The sequence below is a fragment of the Achromobacter marplatensis genome (genome assembly GCF_049060505.1).
Lineage (GTDB): Bacteria > Pseudomonadota > Gammaproteobacteria > Burkholderiales > Burkholderiaceae_B > Achromobacter > Achromobacter marplatensis_A.
On the sequence record NZ_JBMGRB010000002.1, the window covers coordinates 341,365 to 356,188 of the forward strand.

Sequence of the window (14,824 nt, forward strand, 5' to 3'; positions counted from 1 at the left end):
GTCCAGACGCCTGCCACAGGAGCCCGCATGAGCAAGATCTACGATTTCACCGCCCGCGACATCAACGGAGAGGACCGGTCACTAGACATTTACCGGGGCCGCGTGCTGCTCGTCGTGAACGTTGCCTCCAAATGCGGCTTCACGCCGCAATACGCGGGCCTGGAAGAACTCTACCGCTCGCTGCGCGACGACGGGCTGACCGTGCTGGGCTTTCCGTGCGACCAGTTCGGCCACCAGGAGCCGGGCGATGAAGCCGAGATCCGCAACTTCTGCGCGACCCAGTACGACATCACCTTCCCGCTGTACGCCAAAGTCGACGTCAATGGCGCGGACGCGCATCCCCTGTACCGCTGGCTGAAGGGCGAAAAGCCCGGCGTCTTCGGCACCGAAGGCATCAAGTGGAACTTCACCAAGTTCCTGGTCGGCCGCGACGGCCAGGTCATCAAGCGCTATGCCCCCACCGACACGCCCTCGGGCCTGAAGGACGACATCGTCCAGGCGCTCTCGGCCCCCGTCTGAGGCCATCAGCCCCGCCTACCGCAACGGCGGCAGGCGGCGGCGCACCGTGTGCGCCTTGACGATGGCGGTATTGGTTTCGGCAAATTCCGTCACGCGCTCAAGGATGCCGTCCAGGTGCGAAATCGACCTCAGCACCACGCGGGCGATGAAGCAGTCATCGCCCGTCACCTTGTCGCATTCCACGAATTCCGGGATTTCCTGGATCAACCCCTCGACGTGCCGCAGTTGCCCTGGCAACGGCCGGATGCGCACGATGGCTTCAAGGGTGTAGCCCAGCGCCACCGGATCCACATCCAGCGTATAGGCCCGAATCACGCCCGATTCCTCAAGGCGCCGCAGGCGATCCGCCACGCTGGGCGCCGACATGCCCACCTGCCGGGCCAGGTCGGCCGTAGTGGTGCGCGCGTTGACCGACAAGGTCTCGACCAGCCGGCGGTCGATGCCATCCAGAACAGGATTTTCGTTTTTTAGGTCGTTCTGCATAAATTCCACCTAAAAGAAGGTATGAAATTAAAAGCACCACATGAACATCATATAACCGCGTTTATCTGCCTGGGATAATTTCTCCATCGTACATCGCGGATCGCCCGCCCCCGGAGAACCCACATGAATTCCCCATCAGAACGCCTCGGCCTGGCACAAATGGCCGCCGCCATGACCCTGTCGGGCACGCTTGGCGTCTTTGTCATCGAATCCGGACAAAGCGCCTGGAACGTGGTTTTTTTCCGCTGCGTCTTCGGCGCCTTGTCCCTGTTCCTGTATTGCTGGGCACGCGGGCTGCTCAAGCCCGGCCTGTTCACGGCAAGAACGCTGGCCCTGGCGCTTGCGGCCGGCGCCGCGCTGGTGCTGAACTGGGTGCTGCTGTTCTCGGCATACCGGCTGGCATCGATCTCGCTGGCCACGGCGGTCTATAACGTGCAGCCCTTCTTCCTGATCGGCCTGGGCGTGCTGTTCCTGGGTGAGCGCCCGTCGCGCGGCAAGCTGGCCTGGACGCTCGTGGCCTTTGCCGGACTGCTGCTGGTGCTGCGCCTGTCGGACACGGGCGGCGCCGACGGCGCTGGCTATCTGACGGGCCTGATGCTGGGCCTGGGCGCGGCGGCCCTCTACGGCGTAACCGCCATCATCGTCAAGCGGTTGACGGGCATCCCGCCGCAAGTGCTGGCGCTGGTGCAAGTCGCGCTTGGCGCGATCATGCTGCTGCCCATGGCGGATTTCAACGCCCTGCCCGCCGCCCCCTTGCAATGGGGATATCTGGTAGCGCTGGGCCTGATCCATACCTGCCTGATGTACATCCTGATGTACTCGGCCATCCAGAAGCTGCCCACCACCTCCACCGCCGCGCTCAGTTTCATCTACCCTGCCGTGGCCATCCTGCTGGATTTCGTCGTCTATGGCCATCGCATGGACGCCACGCAGATCGTGGGCGTGGCGATGATTTTCCTGGCCGCCGCAGGCGTCAGCCTGAATTGGACGTGGCGCCTGCCGGGCCGCGCGCGCCCGGGCGCCGGCGCCGCCTGATACCGCCACCACGGGAAACCCGCACCCCGGCCCCGGTTATTCAGGCCAGCGCCAAGCCGTCCCCGCTATCATGGCTTTTCATCCGCCGGCCGACGCCGGCGGCGCCACGATTCCCAGGACGCAACCCCATGATCGATCTCTATTACTGGACCACCCCCAACGGCCACAAGATCACGCTGTTCCTTGAAGAAACCGGCCTGCCCTACAACATCCACCCGGTGAACATCAGCCGCGGCGACCAGTTCAAACCCGAATTTTTGGCCATCGCGCCGAACAACCGCATCCCTGCGATCGTCGATCAGGCCCCCGCCGACGGCGGCGCGCCGATCTCGTTGTTCGAATCCGGGGCCATCCTGCAGTACCTGGCCGAGAAGACTGGCCGCTTCCTGCCCGCCGACGTGCGCGGCCGCGCCGAAGTCTCGCAATGGCTGTTCTGGCAGATGGGCGGCCTGGGCCCCATGGCGGGCCAGAACCACCATTTCTCGGGCTACGCGCAAGAGCGCATCGCCTACGCCATCGACCGCTATGTCAAAGAGACGAACCGCCTGTACGGCGTGCTGAACAAGCGTCTGGCCGACCGCGAATTCGTCGCGGGCGATTACTCCATCGCGGACATGGCCGCCTACCCCTGGATCGTGCCGCACGCCAAGCAGGGCCAGGATTTGAACGACTTCCCGCACCTGCAGCGCTGGTTCAACGCGATTGCCGCGCGCCCCGCCACGCAGCGCGCCTATGCGCTGGCCGACACCATCAACACCGCGCCGTCGATCAGCGACGAAGAATCCCGCCGCATCCTGTTCGGCCAGACCGCGCAGCAAGTCGCCCGCTGAGCCTTCGGAGACGGCCCATGACAGAACCGAAACTGGCGTTCCGCCGCGCCCGCGCCGAAGACCTGCCGCATATTGTCGCGATGCTGGCCGACGACGCACTCGGCGCCACGCGGGAAGACCCTTCCGTACCGCCGAATCCGCGCTACGTCGCCGCGTTCGCGGCAATCAACCAGGATTCCAATCAATTCCTGGCGGTGGTCGAGCGCGATTCGCACCTGGTCGGCTGTTTGCAGTTATCGTTCATACCCGGCTTATCGCGTCAGGGCCAATGGCGCGGACAAATCGAGAGCGTGCGCATCGCTTCGTCGTCGCGCGGTGAAGGCTTGGGGCGCGCCATGTTTGAATGGGCGATCGAACAATGCCGCATCCAGGGATGCGGCATTGTCCAACTGACCACCGACCGCGCGCGCCCGGATGCGCGGCGATTCTATGAAAGCCTGGGTTTCACGGCCAGCCACGATGGCATGAAACTCAGCCTGTAGTGCAAGTACATGATTTTGCAAGGAGCGTCCATGCATGGTGAATACAAAGTCCCCGGCGGCAAATTGGTCGTCGCGGATCTGGAAGTGCGCGACGGCCGCCTGGCCAATGTCCGCATCAGCGGTGATTTTTTTCTCGAGCCTCCTGAAGCGCTTGAAGCCATCAATGACGGCTTGAACGGCATGCCCGCCGATGCTGGTGAACTGGAGTTGGCGCTCGCCGTCCAATCCGCGCTGCCCGCCGACGCCGAGCTGTTCGGCTTTTCCGCCGAAGCCGTGGCCGTCGTCCTGCGGAGGGCGCTGGCATGACGCGCACCGACTGGAACGACTACGACTGGCAACTGATCCACGAAGGCCCGCAGGCCCCGTCGCTGCACATGGCGCTGGACGCCGTCATCACCGACGAGGTCGGCGCCGGCCAGCGCCCGCCCACCTTGCGCATCTGGGAATGGTCCGCTCCCGCCGTCGTGATCGGCCGCTTCCAGTCCTTGAAAAACGAAGTCGATCCTGAAGGCGCCAAGCGCCACGGCATCGAGGTCGTGCGCCGCGTAAGCGGCGGCGGCGCGATGTTCATCGAACCTGGCAACTCCATCACGTATTCGCTCAGCGCCCCGCAAGCGCTGGTGCACGGCATGAGCTTCCAGGAATCCTACGCGTTCCTGGACGCGTGGGTGCTGACGGCGCTGCAAGGCCTGGGCATCAAAGCCTGGTACCAGCCGCTGAACGACATCGCCTCCGATATCGGCAAGATCGGCGGCGCGGCGCAAGCCCGGCGTGCCGGCGCCGTGCTGCACCACGTGACCATGTCCTACGACATCGACGCCGATAAAATGGTCGAAGTCTTGCGGATCGGCCGTGAAAAACTGTCGGACAAGGGCACCACCAGCGCCAAGAAGCGCGTGGACCCGCTGCGCACCCAAACCGGTCTGGCGCGCGCGGTCATCATCGACCGCATGGTGGAAACTTTTGCCGGCTTGCACCGTCTGACCCCCGGGCAGATCGGCAGCGGCACGCTGGCGCGCGCCCAGCAGCAGGCCGACGAAAAGTTCTCCACGTCCGAATGGACAGGCGTAGTGCCCTGAGGGCCTGTTGCCGTCAAGCCTTGATTTCTTGGAGGTAGTTCAATGCGTCGCACATTCACGCCGCAAGGCGCGATAAGCGGTCTGATCCTGGGCGCGGCCCTGTTGGCGCTTGCCGGCTGTGGCAGCACGCCCCCGGCGAACATCACGTTGGCCAGCCCCACGTCCTCCACGCCGGAGAAAGTGGGCGACCTGTCCACGGAACGCATCAAATGGGCCTCGAACAAGCCCGGCTGCGAAGGCGATTGCCCGCATATCGAAATCGACAGCGTCGCGTTCCCCGGCATCCCGAAACTGACGGCGCTGGTGGACCACGTGCTGGCCTACATGACCGGCACGGACGCCAACCGCCGCGGCCCCTACAACACCCTGTCGGAATACACGCAGTATTTCTGGTCCACCGCGCGGCCGCGCGACGCCACCTACTTCAAGGCCAGCGTCAAAGACACCGTTGGCGACATCGTGTCGATCGAACTGCACACCGAGCAGTTCCTGACCGGCGCCGCCCACGGCATCCCGGCCACCCAATACCTGAACTGGGAACGCAGCCGCGAACGCGTCATGAGCCTGGACGAAGCCCTGATCCCCGGGCGCCGCGCGGAATACGTCGCGGCGCTACAGCGCGCCCATGCCAAATGGCTGGCGGGCAACCCGGACGCCAAGCGCGACCCGGCGGCCTACAACAAGATGTGGCCCTTCCAGGAAAGCGACAACTTCGCGCTGACGCGCGACGGTATCGTCGTGAAGTACGACGCCTATTCAATCGCCCCCTACTCGCACGGCGAGCCGGAACTTGCGATCCCGTATGCCGATCTGCGCGGCATCCTGAAGCCGGAGCTGCTGCCGGCGTCGTAGCGCCCCTTGGATAAGCGAACGCCGGCAACAGGCATCTGGCCTGTTGCCGGCGTTCGCGCGCGCCGCTGCGCGCAAGGTCTCTTCGGGACCGGGGTTCGGGTGAGCGGACTGAGGGTGGAGCTAGGGAGGTGGCCGCTTTTTTCGCGTCTGTGGCCGGGTAAGACGCCCAGTCCGCTCAATGCAACCGCGGCCTGAAGGAACCGGCGGCGCGCGCTAGCGCACCGCGCCGCCGGCTCACGTCAGGCGCTTAGAAGCGGTGACGGACACCCACGATACCGACCGAGCTCTTCACGCCGTCGACAAACGCGAAGTCGGTGGAGTACGAAGCCAGCGCGTACAGATTGGTGCGCTTGGACAGGTTGTACGTGTAGCCGATGCTGTAGACGTTCATCGTCGAATCGTTGCCGGCCGTCAGCGGATTGCCGCTGGGGTCGGCGCGCTGCCACGACGCCAGGATGCTGCTGGCGCCGAACGGCACGGTCAGGCCGACCAGGTAGGAATTGGCCTTGAAGCCCGACACCGCGACGTTCGTGCCGAAGCTGGTCGCCGTGGGCGAGCCGCTGCCGAACGAGTTGATGCTTTGGCCGGTGAACCAGCCGTCGCGCGTCTGGCCAAAGCCCAACGCCAACTTCAGCACTTCGAAGTCGTAGGCGCCGGCGACGGTCCAGGACTTGGGCGTCGCGTCGTTGTTCAACTGGTTGGCGGGATTCAATTGGTCATACGTCAGCGCGACGTTCACCGGGCCGTTGACGTAGCGCAGGCCGGTCGTGATGGCGCGGGTGTTGTCGGCGGTCTTGAAGCCGGTTTGCGCGGTGGTCGTGTCCGAGGCGTTGAACGAATAGCCGACGCCGAATTGGAAGCCGCTGAACGACGGGGTCGAGTACTGCACCATGTTGTCGTAGCGGACCGTGTTGGCGGCGCTGAAGGCCACGCCGACGTTAGCCTGGCCGTAGCTGCCGGAGAACGGGTCGATCGCGGCAAGGTACTTCGAAGCGATGTTGGTCTGACGGCCGAATTCCAGCAGGCCCCACGAATCGGCCTTCAGGCCGACGGTGGCTTGGCGGCCGAACAGGCGGCTGCTTTGGCCCGATTGACCGTTGCCCGAGTTGAAGCCGCTTTCCAAGGTGAAGACCGCGCTCAGGCCATCGCCCAGGTCTTCGGCGCCGCGCAGGCCCCAACGCGAACCGCTCGACACGCCATTGACCATGCCGAACTTCGATTCTTTGTAGTCGTTATTGCCCTTGATTTGCTGGAAACCGATACCGGTATCGATCAGGCCGTACAGCGTCACCGAGGTTTCGGCTTGCGCCACGCCGGACAGGGCGGCGAACAGCGCGGTGACGAGCAGAGTCTTTTTCATTGCGTAATCCCTTTGATTGAACATACATGCGCAGGTGGCTTGGTTTGCAGTGCAAACGGCGTGCGGCGCATGGCAGGAACGAATTCTAGGGACGCAATGTGTCAGTTTTCTAAACGCAAGGAAAACCCGTCCAAGATCTCGAAAAAAACCCCTACTTGTGGCCTGAGCTCCACACCCGGGGCCAGTGTACGGCTCGGTCGCAAACCTGTCATGGGGGTGTGTTAACAAGCAACATTCGGCGCCGATCAGCCAGCCCGGCCAGGCAGTCCGCACCGGCGCACGCCGCTCAGCGCGCCCCTTGCAGCGGCAGCAACCGCCGGTAAGCGGTTGGCAGCGGATGCCGGGCGTGCTCGGCGACGGTGCTCGCCAGCCGCGCCGCCAGGTCGTCCGGGAATGGCGTGGCCCGCCGCGTATTCAGGTCGACATGCAGTGACAACTGTTCCATCGTGGCCGCCAGATACCCGTCGCGCGTCTGCGTCAGCTCCATCAGGCATAGCAAGCGCTTATTGTCCGATTCCAGCAGGCGGACCTGCAGCATCAGCGGGTCTCCCGCCAGCACTTCGCGCAGATAGGCCACGTGCACGTTCATCGTATAGATGCCGCAGCGCGTTGCTTCGGTGTAGTCCAGCCCCACGCCGACCTGGCTGAGCAGTTCGAAGCCCACCCTGTCGAAGATGCCGACATAGTGGGCGGCGTTCAGATGGCCGTATGCGTCGATCCAGGCGGGGTCCACGGTCAGCGTCGTGGACGGCAGGTGTTGCGTCATGCGTGTCTCCTGAAATGGAAATCGCCCCTTGCGGGGCGATTTCTGTTTTTGTCTTCCTCTGCCTCCTCGGCGAGTCGTTCAATCACGCATCGCCGATTCAGTCTTCAAGGATACAGGCCGCGCACTTGGCGCGCTTGGAGGATCCGGGTGCAAGCGACGATGAACGCGGCGGTGCGCAACGTCACCTTGTGTTCCTTGGCCACTTGCGACACGGCGCCGTAGGCTTCGCGCATGATGCGTTCCAGACGCTGGTTGATCTCTTCTTCGCTCCAGAAGAAGCTGGAGAAGTCCTGCACCCATTCAAAATAGGACACTGTCACGCCGCCGGCGTTGGCCAGCACGTCCGGCACGACGTAAACGCCGTGCTCAAACAGGATGTCGTCCGCTTCCGGCGTGGTCGGGCCGTTGGCGCCTTCCACCACGACCTTGGCGCGCACCTTGCCGGCGTTCTGGGCGGTAATCTGGCTTTCCAGGGCTGCCGGAATCAGGAATTCGGTTTCCAGCGTCCAGAACTCGTCCTTATCAAAGGCTTGGCCGCCCGAGAAGCCGCCCACGCCGCCATGTTGCGACACGTGCGACAGCAGCTTGTGGACGTCCAGCCCTTCAGCGTTGTGTACCGTGCCGGTATGGTCCTGCGCGGCGATGACCTTGGCGCCGGCTTCATGGAACAGGCGAGCAGCGGTGCCGCCCACGTTGCCGAAGCCCTGCACGACCACGCGCGACTTCGAGACGTCGATGTTCAGGTCGCGCGCGGCTTCGCACGCCACGACGAACACGCCGCGGCCCGTCGCTTCGACGCGGCCCAGGCTGCCGCCCAGCGCGATCGGCTTGCCGGTCACCACGCCCGTGGCGGTGGCGCCTTCGTTCATGGAATACGTGTCCATCATCCAGGCCATGGTCTGGGCGTTGGTGCCCACGTCAGGCGCCGGGATGTCCTTGGACGGGCCCACGATCACACCGATTTCGCTGGTGTAGCGGCGCGTCATGCGCTCAAGTTCGGATTGCGACAGGTTGCGCGGATCGACGCGGATGCCGCCCTTGGCGCCACCATACGGCAGGTTCACCGCGGCATTCTTCACCGACATCCAGGCCGCCAGCGCCATCACTTCGGACAGGGTGACGTCCTGGTGGAAGCGCACGCCGCCCTTACCCGGGCCGCGCGACACGTTGTGCTGCACGCGATAGCCCTCGAAGTGGGCGATCGTGCCGTTGTCCAGCTCGATCGGCACGTCAACGATCAGCGCGCGCTTCGGGCGCTTCAGCGTCTCGACCCACCGGCTCAGCGTGCCAAGGTACGGGGTGACCCGGTCGACTTGTTGCAGGTAATTACCCCAGGGGCCGAGGTCATCGGCATTCAGATAAGACGGCAAGGCATGAGTGGGCGTTTGAGACATGAGCATGATCTCCTGACAAAGTTGCGCCATTTTATCCGTGAAAAATATAGCGTCCCCATTTAAATTAAAAATATATTAAATGGGGACAGATATTTGTTGCGGATACCTTACGGGTCGCAAGCCCGGTCTTGAAGCTGCCCCTATCCTAAGCCGCCAACCGGGACGCGTCCAGCCTGCACGCGCGCTTTCCGTTGAGTGCTTTTCCGGTACTCAAAACACCCTATGATTGCATCACGGTAAATCCAAAAGGGGCAGCCATGCCACGTCCCGATCTCAATCTCCTGCTGGCGCTGGATGCGCTGCTCGACGAGGGCAGCGTCATTGGCGCTGCGCGCCGCATGCACCTGAGCGCGCCGGCGATGAGCCGCACCTTGGGCCGCATCCGGGAGGCGCTGGGCGATCCTGTGTTCGTCCAGGTCGGCCGCAAGCTCGTGCCCACGCCCAAGGCGTTGGCACTGCGCGAACAGGTGCGGGTGGCGGTCGAACAGGCCTCGCAGGTGTTCGCTTCCGATGCCGAGATCGACCTGAAAGTGCTGGATCGGCGTTTCAACGTCCGCGCCACCGATGAGTTCGTAAGCATCCACCTGGGCCATCTTCTGGACGCGATGGCGCGCGAGATGCCACGGGCGATGCTGCGCTTTTCGCCGGAGGAAGACGACGTGGACGAAGAGGCGCTGCGCAGCGGCCGCATCGACCTGTTCATCAGCGCGTCGCGCAAGTTGGGGCCTGAGATTCGCGTGCAGTCCCTGTTCACCACGACGTTCGTGGGCGTCGCGCGCGCCAACCATCCGATTTTCGACCACGAAATCACGCCCGAACGCCTCACGCACTGGGAGCACATCAACGTGTCTAGGCGCGGCAAGGCCGCCGGGCCGCTCGATGCCGCGCTGGAGGCGCAGGGGCTGCGCCGGCACGTCGCCCTGGTGGTGCCCAATCCGTACACGGCGCTGTTCGCATTGCAAGATTCGGATCTGCTGTTGCCCTTGCCCCGGCATCTGGCCAGCGCCGCGCTGTCCGCAGGCCTGCGCATTCGGGTGTTCGACCTGCCGACGCCGCTGGAAACGGTGCTGCTGACACAGGCCTGGCACCCGCGCCTGGAGGGCGATCCGGCCCATCAATGGCTGCGGCAGACCATCCATATGCTGTCCAACGAGAGCCAGGCGCAGGCGGCCAAGCGCGCTAAACCTTAGCGGGGTGCTTGCCCCTATGCGTGCGTATTACGCAATCATCCGAGTGCAATAAATTCACTTTTCGGAATGATTGGCCCTGCCTACAGTGATGCGTATTGATCACTGTAGAAGGGTTGCATCGTGCATTCGGCGAACGTGCCTGACGCAAATTCGCGCGTCTTTCCACGCCTTTCCCGCTGTCGGGAGGGGTTGGCGCGTGGGCTGCCTTATCTCGATCTGACGACGCCCCGCGCCACCTATGTGATGCGTTCGATCCTGGCCGCCTGCCTGGCCTTGGTGGTGGCCTATCTGCTGGAACTGCACGCGCCCTACGCGGCGGCTTCCAGCGTGCTGCTCGTCATCAACCCTGTCCAGGGCGGCGTGATCGGCAAGGGGGTGTGGCGGGTGCTGGGCACGCTGGTCGGGATGCTGGCCGCCGTCGTGCTGATGAGCGCCTTCGGCCAAATGCCCTGGCTCTTCCTGTTCGGGTTCGGCGTATGGCTGGGGGTGTGCGTGGTGGGCATGACGCTGCTGCGTCATTTCCGGGCCTATGGCGCCACGCTGGCGGGCTATACCGTGGGCCTGGCGGCCTACGGCGCCATGCAGCATCCGGAACGCACTTTCGATCAGGTGATGGGGCGCGGCGCGTCCGTGCTGATCGGCGTGGTTTGCCTGGCGCTGGTGTCGGCCCTGTTCAGCAGCCGCAGCGTGCATCGCCGCCTGGCCCTACTCCTTGACCGCCTCGCGGCCGCCACGGCGGGCGTGTTGGCGTCGCATCCCCAGGCCATTCAAGCCAGCGCGGAGCCGGGCGCCAAGCCTATGAATGCCGGACGGCGCTCACTGATCACCGAGGTGTATGGCTTGGACGATCTGCTGGCGCTGGGCAAGGCCGAGTCCGCCGATCTGGCCCATCGTGCCGGCACGGTGCGGCACACGATGGTGTCGCTGTTTTCCGCCTTGGTGGGCGGCGCGCCGCCCCTGCGCGAACACAGCGCCGCCCGCGCTGCGCTACGTGCGTTGCAACCGGACTGGGAGGAAGCATGGCGAGAGGTCGGGCAGGCGTTGGAGCAGGCCCCCGGCCCGGCCGAACGCGGCCCGGCCGAACGCGGCCCGACCGAACGCGGCCCGACCCGAAGGGCGCGTGCCATCGGGCGACTGAACGACCTGCGCGCCCGGCTGGTGGCCGTAATTGCCACGACCTCGCTGGACGATGCCGCCGAGCAGGCCGCGCTGATGATCGCAGGCGATCGCTTGATCGAGCAGATCGACGATTACCTGCAAGCCATCGAAGGCATCGAGCGTTTCCACCAACCCAGGCCAACGCCGGCGCGCGTGTCCGTGCCGTTTCACCGCGACACGGTGGCGGCTTTCCAGAATGGCGTGCGCGCCCTGTTGACTGTGGTGATGGGCGGTGCGTTCTGGATCGCCACCGGCTGGACGGAAGGCAACATGATGCTGGCGGGGTTGGCGGCGGCATGCGCGCTGCTGTCCACTGCGCCCAGTCCCGCGCTGGGTGCGGTCGAATTCATCAAGGGCACGGTGGCCGCGGTGGCGATGGCCTTTTTGTGCACCTTCATCGTGCTGCCGCACGTCTCGGGCCTGCCACTGCTGCTGGTGATCCTGAGCCTGTTCTGGCTGCCTGGCGTGTATGCCACCACGATGCCCCGTTATGCGCTGGCGGGCGTGGCCTATCTGGTGGCGTTCACGACTCTGGCGGCGGCGGACAACCCCATGCGCTACGACTTTGCACTGTTTCTCAATGGCGCCGTGGCCTGGATCCTGGCGACATGTTTCACGCTGCTGGGCTTCAGGATCGTGCTGCCGCGCAACCTGGCACGCGACGTCACGCGCTTGCGCCAGCGCATCCGCAACGCGGCGCTGGCCACCTTGCGCGACGAGCCGCCCGATGCACCGGCCTGGCAATGGCGCCAGCAACACCGCATCGCGCAACTCAGTGCCTTGCTCAGGACGCAGCCGCAGGCGATGGATCGCGCCATCGCCCAGGCGCTGACCAGCCTGCATCTGGGTCGGGAAATCCTGCGCCTGCGGCGCTGGGTGCGCCAGGCGCCCCCGGACGCCGAGTGGCCGCGCGTGGTAGCGCGCACGCTGCGCCATCTGCGCCAGCGGGCCGGTGATCCTGCGCGCGCCGCACGCCATGCTCGCCGCGCAGCGGCCTCTTTGGCGCGCTTGCCAGTGCGGCCCAGCGCCGCGATGGATGACGTGCGGCGCGTGGCGGTCGTGCTGCAGGACATCGCCGCGCTGCTGGAACGCCATGCGAACGACGTTCCGAACCCCTCTGAAGGCCATGCCCATGCTCAGTGAATTCTCTTTGGCGGGCATCTACCTGCCGCCCTTCCTTGTCTACGCCTGCCTGGCCCTGCCGATCTATATGGGCCTGCGCTTCGTGCTGGTGCGTTGCGGGGTGCTGCGCTGGGTGTGGCATCCGGGCCTGTTCGAGTTCGCCATTTCCCTCTGCCTTGTTTCCCTGTTGGTGCTTTATGTCTGAACGCTCATTTCCCGCCAAGCGCCTGCTGCGGGCAGGACTCACCCTTGCGGTGGTCGTTGCTGCCGGGTTTCTGGTCAGCGCGCTGTGGCGCGCCTACGTCGTCGCCCCCTGGACCCGCGATGGCCGTGTCAGTGCGCAGATCGTGCGTATCGCTCCCGAAGTGTCTGGCACCGTCGTCGCGGTCTCGGTCATGGACGATCAATACGTCAAACAGGGTGACCTGCTCTATCGCATCGACAATGCCAGCTTCGCACTGGCATTGGCCCAGGCCGAAGCGCAGTTGGCATCGGCCGAGGTGTCCTTGCGCCAGAAAACCGACGAGGCGCGGCGGCGCCGCGGCATGGAAAGCCTGGTGCCGGCCGAGGACATCCAGCGGGCGAGCCAGGCGGCCGCCATCGCCCGGTCCGACCTGCGCAGTGCACAGGTCGCCGTGGACAGGGCGAAGCTGGATCTTGCACGCACCGAACTGCGTGCGCCAACCGATGGCTACGTCACGCGCCTGCGATTGAACCAGGGCGACTACGCCGTGACGGGCCAGCCCAACATCGCCCTGATCGACGCCCACAGCTTCTGGATCACCGGCTACTTCGAGGAAACCAAACTGCGCGGCATCCAACCCGGCGCGGCGGCGCGGATCCGCCTGATGGGGTTCGACCAGGTGTTGCCGGGGCGGGTGGCCAGCATCGGGCGAGGCATTGCCGACAGCAACCAGCAGGCCGACGCGCAGGGCCTGCCTAGCGTGGAACCCAGCTTCAGTTGGGTCCGGCTGGCGCAGCGCATCCCGGTGCGCGTCGAGTTCCAGCATGTCCCGCATGACGTCGTGCTGGCGGCGGGCATGACCGGCAGCATCGAGGTCACGCCCTCGGCAGGCACGCCGGTGCCCCAGGGCCGGCTGATCTCGCTGCTACACCGCTGGATGTGAGGGCAAGGCCATGCATGTACCCATCCCTCGCACGCAACCGCGCCTTCGGCAGGCACTGCTTCCTTTTCTGCTGGCATTGCTGACCGCCTGCACGACGGTGGGTCCGGACTACCGCACGCCGACGCTGGCTGTGCCCGCGCACTGGATCAAGGCCAACGCCGCCATGTCCGATGGCGACCACGCTGGCCTGCGCACCTGGTGGCGCACCTTCCAGGACCCCTTGCTGGACCGCCTGGTCGAACAGGCCCTGGCGCACAATCAGGATCTGGACATTGCCTTGGCACGCCTGCGCCAGGCACGCGCCGAGCGTGTGCAAATCGCCTCGGCCGCCCTGCCCGAGGTCTCGGCCGCAGCCGCCGGCGAGGCCGCACGCGGCAGCAAGGCGCTCAGCTCGCAGCCCGGCGGGCGGGCGCGAACCTGGCAACTGGGGTTCGACGCGAGTTGGGAGCTGGACCTGTTTGGCGGCACGCGCCGCGCGGTCGAGGCCGCCGATGCCGGCATCGAAGCATTGGCCGAGGACCATCGTGCGCTACAAGTGAGTCTGGTGGCCGAACTGGTGGCCGATTACGCCGGGCTGCGTGCCGCGCAACTGCGCCTGGTCATCGCACAAGACAACATTCGCTCGCTGGCCGAGGCTGAGCGCCTGGCCGAACAAGCGCACCGCCGCGGCCTGGGCACGCTAGCCGACGTTACCCTGGCCCGCGCCGAGCGCGAAACCGCCGAGGCGCAGCCGCCCTTGCTGGAAGCGGACATCGCTCGTTTCGGCCATGCCATCGGTGTGCTGGCGGGCGGGTTTCCCGGGGACTGGCACGCCACCCTCGCAACGCCCGCCCCGGCTTTGCCCATGCCGGCCGACTTGCCGCTGTCACTGCCTTCGGACGTCATTCGCCAACGCCCCGACCTGCGCGCGGACGAACGACGCCTGGCCGCCGCCACCGCGCAAATCGGCGTGGCGCAGGCCGCACGCTTTCCCACGTTCCGTATTCCGTTGGGGTTGAGCACCACGGCCAGCGTCATCCACGACCTGTTCTCAGGCGCCAGCCTGGCGTGGTCGGCGGCGATGCAGGGCAGCCAGTCGCTCTACGACGCCGGCCGCGCGCAAGCAGGCGTGACCGCGGCACAGGCCAACGCCGACGCCGTGCTGCGCGTCTACGAGCGGGACGTGCGTTCGGCGCTGCGCGACGTGGAAGACGCCTTGACCGCATGGACCAGCGAACGCCAACGCCAAGCCGCGTTGCAGAAGGCCGTGACCGACAGCCAACAAGCCCTGAAACAGGCCACTCAACTGTACGCGCGCGGCTTAAGCGCTTACCTGCCGGTGCTGGTGGCGCAGCGCAGCCTGAACCAGGCGCGCGATGCCTTGGCCCTCAGTCAGTTGGCGCAGTTGCAGGGAGGCATTGCCTTGTACAAGGCGCTGGGGGCGGGGT

At 65.5% G+C, this 14,824-nt stretch carries 15 protein-coding genes and 1 pseudogene; 12 read left to right on the plus strand and 4 right to left on the minus strand.

Annotated elements, in window-relative coordinates; translation table 11 throughout:
- Positions 1-27 precede the first annotated feature (27 nt).
- Entirely contained in the window at positions 28-519 is a 492-nt protein-coding gene (locus tag ACI0FO_RS06325; RefSeq protein ID WP_416025055.1) for a glutathione peroxidase, read from the plus strand.
- A 15-nt stretch (positions 520-534) separates the two neighbouring features.
- On the opposite strand, the gene ACI0FO_RS06330 is transcribed toward ACI0FO_RS06325, so the two are convergent.
- Entirely contained in the window at positions 535-1,002 is a 468-nt protein-coding gene (locus ACI0FO_RS06330; protein WP_105559636.1) for an Lrp/AsnC family transcriptional regulator, read from the minus strand.
- Positions 1,003-1,125: 123 nt separating this feature from the next.
- Here ACI0FO_RS06330 and ACI0FO_RS06335 point away from each other — a divergent pair, with 123 nt between their 5' ends.
- From ACI0FO_RS06335 to ACI0FO_RS06360, 6 genes are all read left to right on the plus strand, one after another.
- A complete protein-coding gene (locus tag ACI0FO_RS06335; RefSeq protein ID WP_416025057.1) occupies positions 1,126-2,037 on the plus strand; it encodes a DMT family transporter in 912 nt (303 codons plus the stop codon).
- Positions 2,038-2,165: 128 nt separating this feature from the next.
- Positions 2,166-2,867, plus strand: a complete 702-nt coding sequence (locus tag ACI0FO_RS06340; protein WP_416025059.1) for a glutathione S-transferase N-terminal domain-containing protein — start codon at positions 2,166-2,168, stop codon at positions 2,865-2,867.
- Between the two features lie 17 nt (positions 2,868-2,884).
- The gene (locus ACI0FO_RS06345; RefSeq protein WP_416025061.1) at positions 2,885-3,349 is read left to right on the plus strand and encodes a GNAT family N-acetyltransferase; all 465 of its coding nucleotides are present in this window, start codon (positions 2,885-2,887) and stop codon (positions 3,347-3,349) included.
- Between the two features lie 30 nt (positions 3,350-3,379).
- Positions 3,380-3,655: a lipoate protein ligase C-terminal domain-containing protein gene (locus ACI0FO_RS06350; protein ID WP_416025063.1), complete on the plus strand. Its 276-nt coding sequence runs from the start codon at positions 3,380-3,382 to the stop codon at positions 3,653-3,655.
- Positions 3,652-4,428, plus strand: coding sequence for a lipoate--protein ligase family protein (locus ACI0FO_RS06355; protein ID WP_416025064.1), 777 nt, complete (start codon positions 3,652-3,654; stop codon positions 4,426-4,428). The genes ACI0FO_RS06350 and ACI0FO_RS06355 overlap by 4 nt, the downstream gene beginning before the upstream one ends.
- Before the next feature lie 42 nt (positions 4,429-4,470).
- Positions 4,471-5,280, plus strand: a complete 810-nt coding sequence (locus ACI0FO_RS06360) for an RsiV family protein (RefSeq protein ID WP_416025066.1) — start codon at positions 4,471-4,473, stop codon at positions 5,278-5,280.
- 247 nt (positions 5,281-5,527) lie between these two features.
- Here the strand turns inward: ACI0FO_RS06360 and ACI0FO_RS06365 are convergent, their stop codons facing one another.
- From ACI0FO_RS06365 to ACI0FO_RS06375, 3 genes are all read right to left on the minus strand, one after another.
- Entirely contained in the window at positions 5,528-6,640 is a 1,113-nt protein-coding gene (locus ACI0FO_RS06365; protein WP_416025068.1) for a porin, read from the minus strand.
- A 286-nt stretch (positions 6,641-6,926) separates the two neighbouring features.
- A complete protein-coding gene (locus tag ACI0FO_RS06370; RefSeq protein ID WP_416025070.1) occupies positions 6,927-7,406 on the minus strand; it encodes a thioesterase family protein in 480 nt (159 codons plus the stop codon).
- Between the two features lie 104 nt (positions 7,407-7,510).
- Entirely contained in the window at positions 7,511-8,800 is a 1,290-nt protein-coding gene (locus ACI0FO_RS06375; protein WP_416025072.1) for a Glu/Leu/Phe/Val family dehydrogenase, read from the minus strand.
- Positions 8,801-9,057: 257 nt separating this feature from the next.
- Between ACI0FO_RS06375 and ACI0FO_RS06380 the strand changes: the two genes are divergently transcribed.
- From ACI0FO_RS06380 to ACI0FO_RS06400, 5 genes and pseudogenes are all read left to right on the plus strand, one after another.
- Positions 9,058-9,990 carry a LysR family transcriptional regulator gene (locus ACI0FO_RS06380; protein ID WP_416025073.1) on the plus strand — a complete coding sequence of 311 codons (933 nt, stop codon included), beginning with the start codon at positions 9,058-9,060 and terminating at the stop codon, positions 9,988-9,990.
- Positions 9,991-10,179: 189 nt separating this feature from the next.
- Positions 10,180-12,291 carry an FUSC family protein gene (locus ACI0FO_RS06385; protein WP_416025075.1) on the plus strand — a complete coding sequence of 704 codons (2,112 nt, stop codon included), beginning with the start codon at positions 10,180-10,182 and terminating at the stop codon, positions 12,289-12,291.
- Positions 12,281-12,475 (plus strand): DUF1656 domain-containing protein, encoded by a 195-nt coding sequence (locus ACI0FO_RS06390; protein WP_050446448.1) that lies wholly within the window; start codon positions 12,281-12,283, stop codon positions 12,473-12,475. The genes ACI0FO_RS06385 and ACI0FO_RS06390 overlap by 11 nt, the downstream gene beginning before the upstream one ends.
- Positions 12,468-13,397 carry a biotin/lipoyl-binding protein gene (locus tag ACI0FO_RS06395; protein WP_416025077.1) on the plus strand — a complete coding sequence of 310 codons (930 nt, stop codon included), beginning with the start codon at positions 12,468-12,470 and terminating at the stop codon, positions 13,395-13,397. Before ACI0FO_RS06390 ends, ACI0FO_RS06395 begins: the two co-directional genes overlap by 8 nt.
- Positions 13,398-13,407: 10 nt before the next feature.
- A pseudogene (locus ACI0FO_RS06400) lies at positions 13,408-14,811 on the plus strand (efflux transporter outer membrane subunit); the annotation flags it as partial.
- Positions 14,812-14,824 lie beyond the last annotated feature (13 nt).

What these genes read in the sequence shown, in the direction of transcription:
- ACI0FO_RS06325 (WP_416025055.1), top strand. Translation starts at nt 28, where the DNA reads ATGAGCAAGATCTACGATTTCACCGCCCGCGACATCAACGGAGAGGAC.
- ACI0FO_RS06330 (WP_105559636.1), bottom strand. Translation starts at nt 1,002, where the DNA reads ATGCAGAACGACCTAAAAAACGAAAATCCTGTTCTGGATGGCATCGAC.
- ACI0FO_RS06335 (WP_416025057.1), top strand. Translation starts at nt 1,126, where the DNA reads ATGAATTCCCCATCAGAACGCCTCGGCCTGGCACAAATGGCCGCCGCC.
- ACI0FO_RS06340 (WP_416025059.1), top strand. Translation starts at nt 2,166, where the DNA reads ATGATCGATCTCTATTACTGGACCACCCCCAACGGCCACAAGATCACG.
- ACI0FO_RS06345 (WP_416025061.1), top strand. Translation starts at nt 2,885, where the DNA reads ATGACAGAACCGAAACTGGCGTTCCGCCGCGCCCGCGCCGAAGACCTG.
- ACI0FO_RS06350 (WP_416025063.1), top strand. Translation starts at nt 3,380, where the DNA reads ATGCATGGTGAATACAAAGTCCCCGGCGGCAAATTGGTCGTCGCGGAT.
- ACI0FO_RS06355 (WP_416025064.1), top strand. Translation starts at nt 3,652, where the DNA reads ATGACGCGCACCGACTGGAACGACTACGACTGGCAACTGATCCACGAA.
- ACI0FO_RS06360 (WP_416025066.1), top strand. Translation starts at nt 4,471, where the DNA reads ATGCGTCGCACATTCACGCCGCAAGGCGCGATAAGCGGTCTGATCCTG.
- ACI0FO_RS06365 (WP_416025068.1), bottom strand. Translation starts at nt 6,640, where the DNA reads ATGAAAAAGACTCTGCTCGTCACCGCGCTGTTCGCCGCCCTGTCCGGC.
- ACI0FO_RS06370 (WP_416025070.1), bottom strand. Translation starts at nt 7,406, where the DNA reads ATGACGCAACACCTGCCGTCCACGACGCTGACCGTGGACCCCGCCTGG.
- ACI0FO_RS06375 (WP_416025072.1), bottom strand. Translation starts at nt 8,800, where the DNA reads ATGTCTCAAACGCCCACTCATGCCTTGCCGTCTTATCTGAATGCCGAT.
- ACI0FO_RS06380 (WP_416025073.1), top strand. Translation starts at nt 9,058, where the DNA reads ATGCCACGTCCCGATCTCAATCTCCTGCTGGCGCTGGATGCGCTGCTC.
- ACI0FO_RS06390 (WP_050446448.1), top strand. Translation starts at nt 12,281, where the DNA reads ATGCTCAGTGAATTCTCTTTGGCGGGCATCTACCTGCCGCCCTTCCTT.
- ACI0FO_RS06395 (WP_416025077.1), top strand. Translation starts at nt 12,468, where the DNA reads ATGTCTGAACGCTCATTTCCCGCCAAGCGCCTGCTGCGGGCAGGACTC.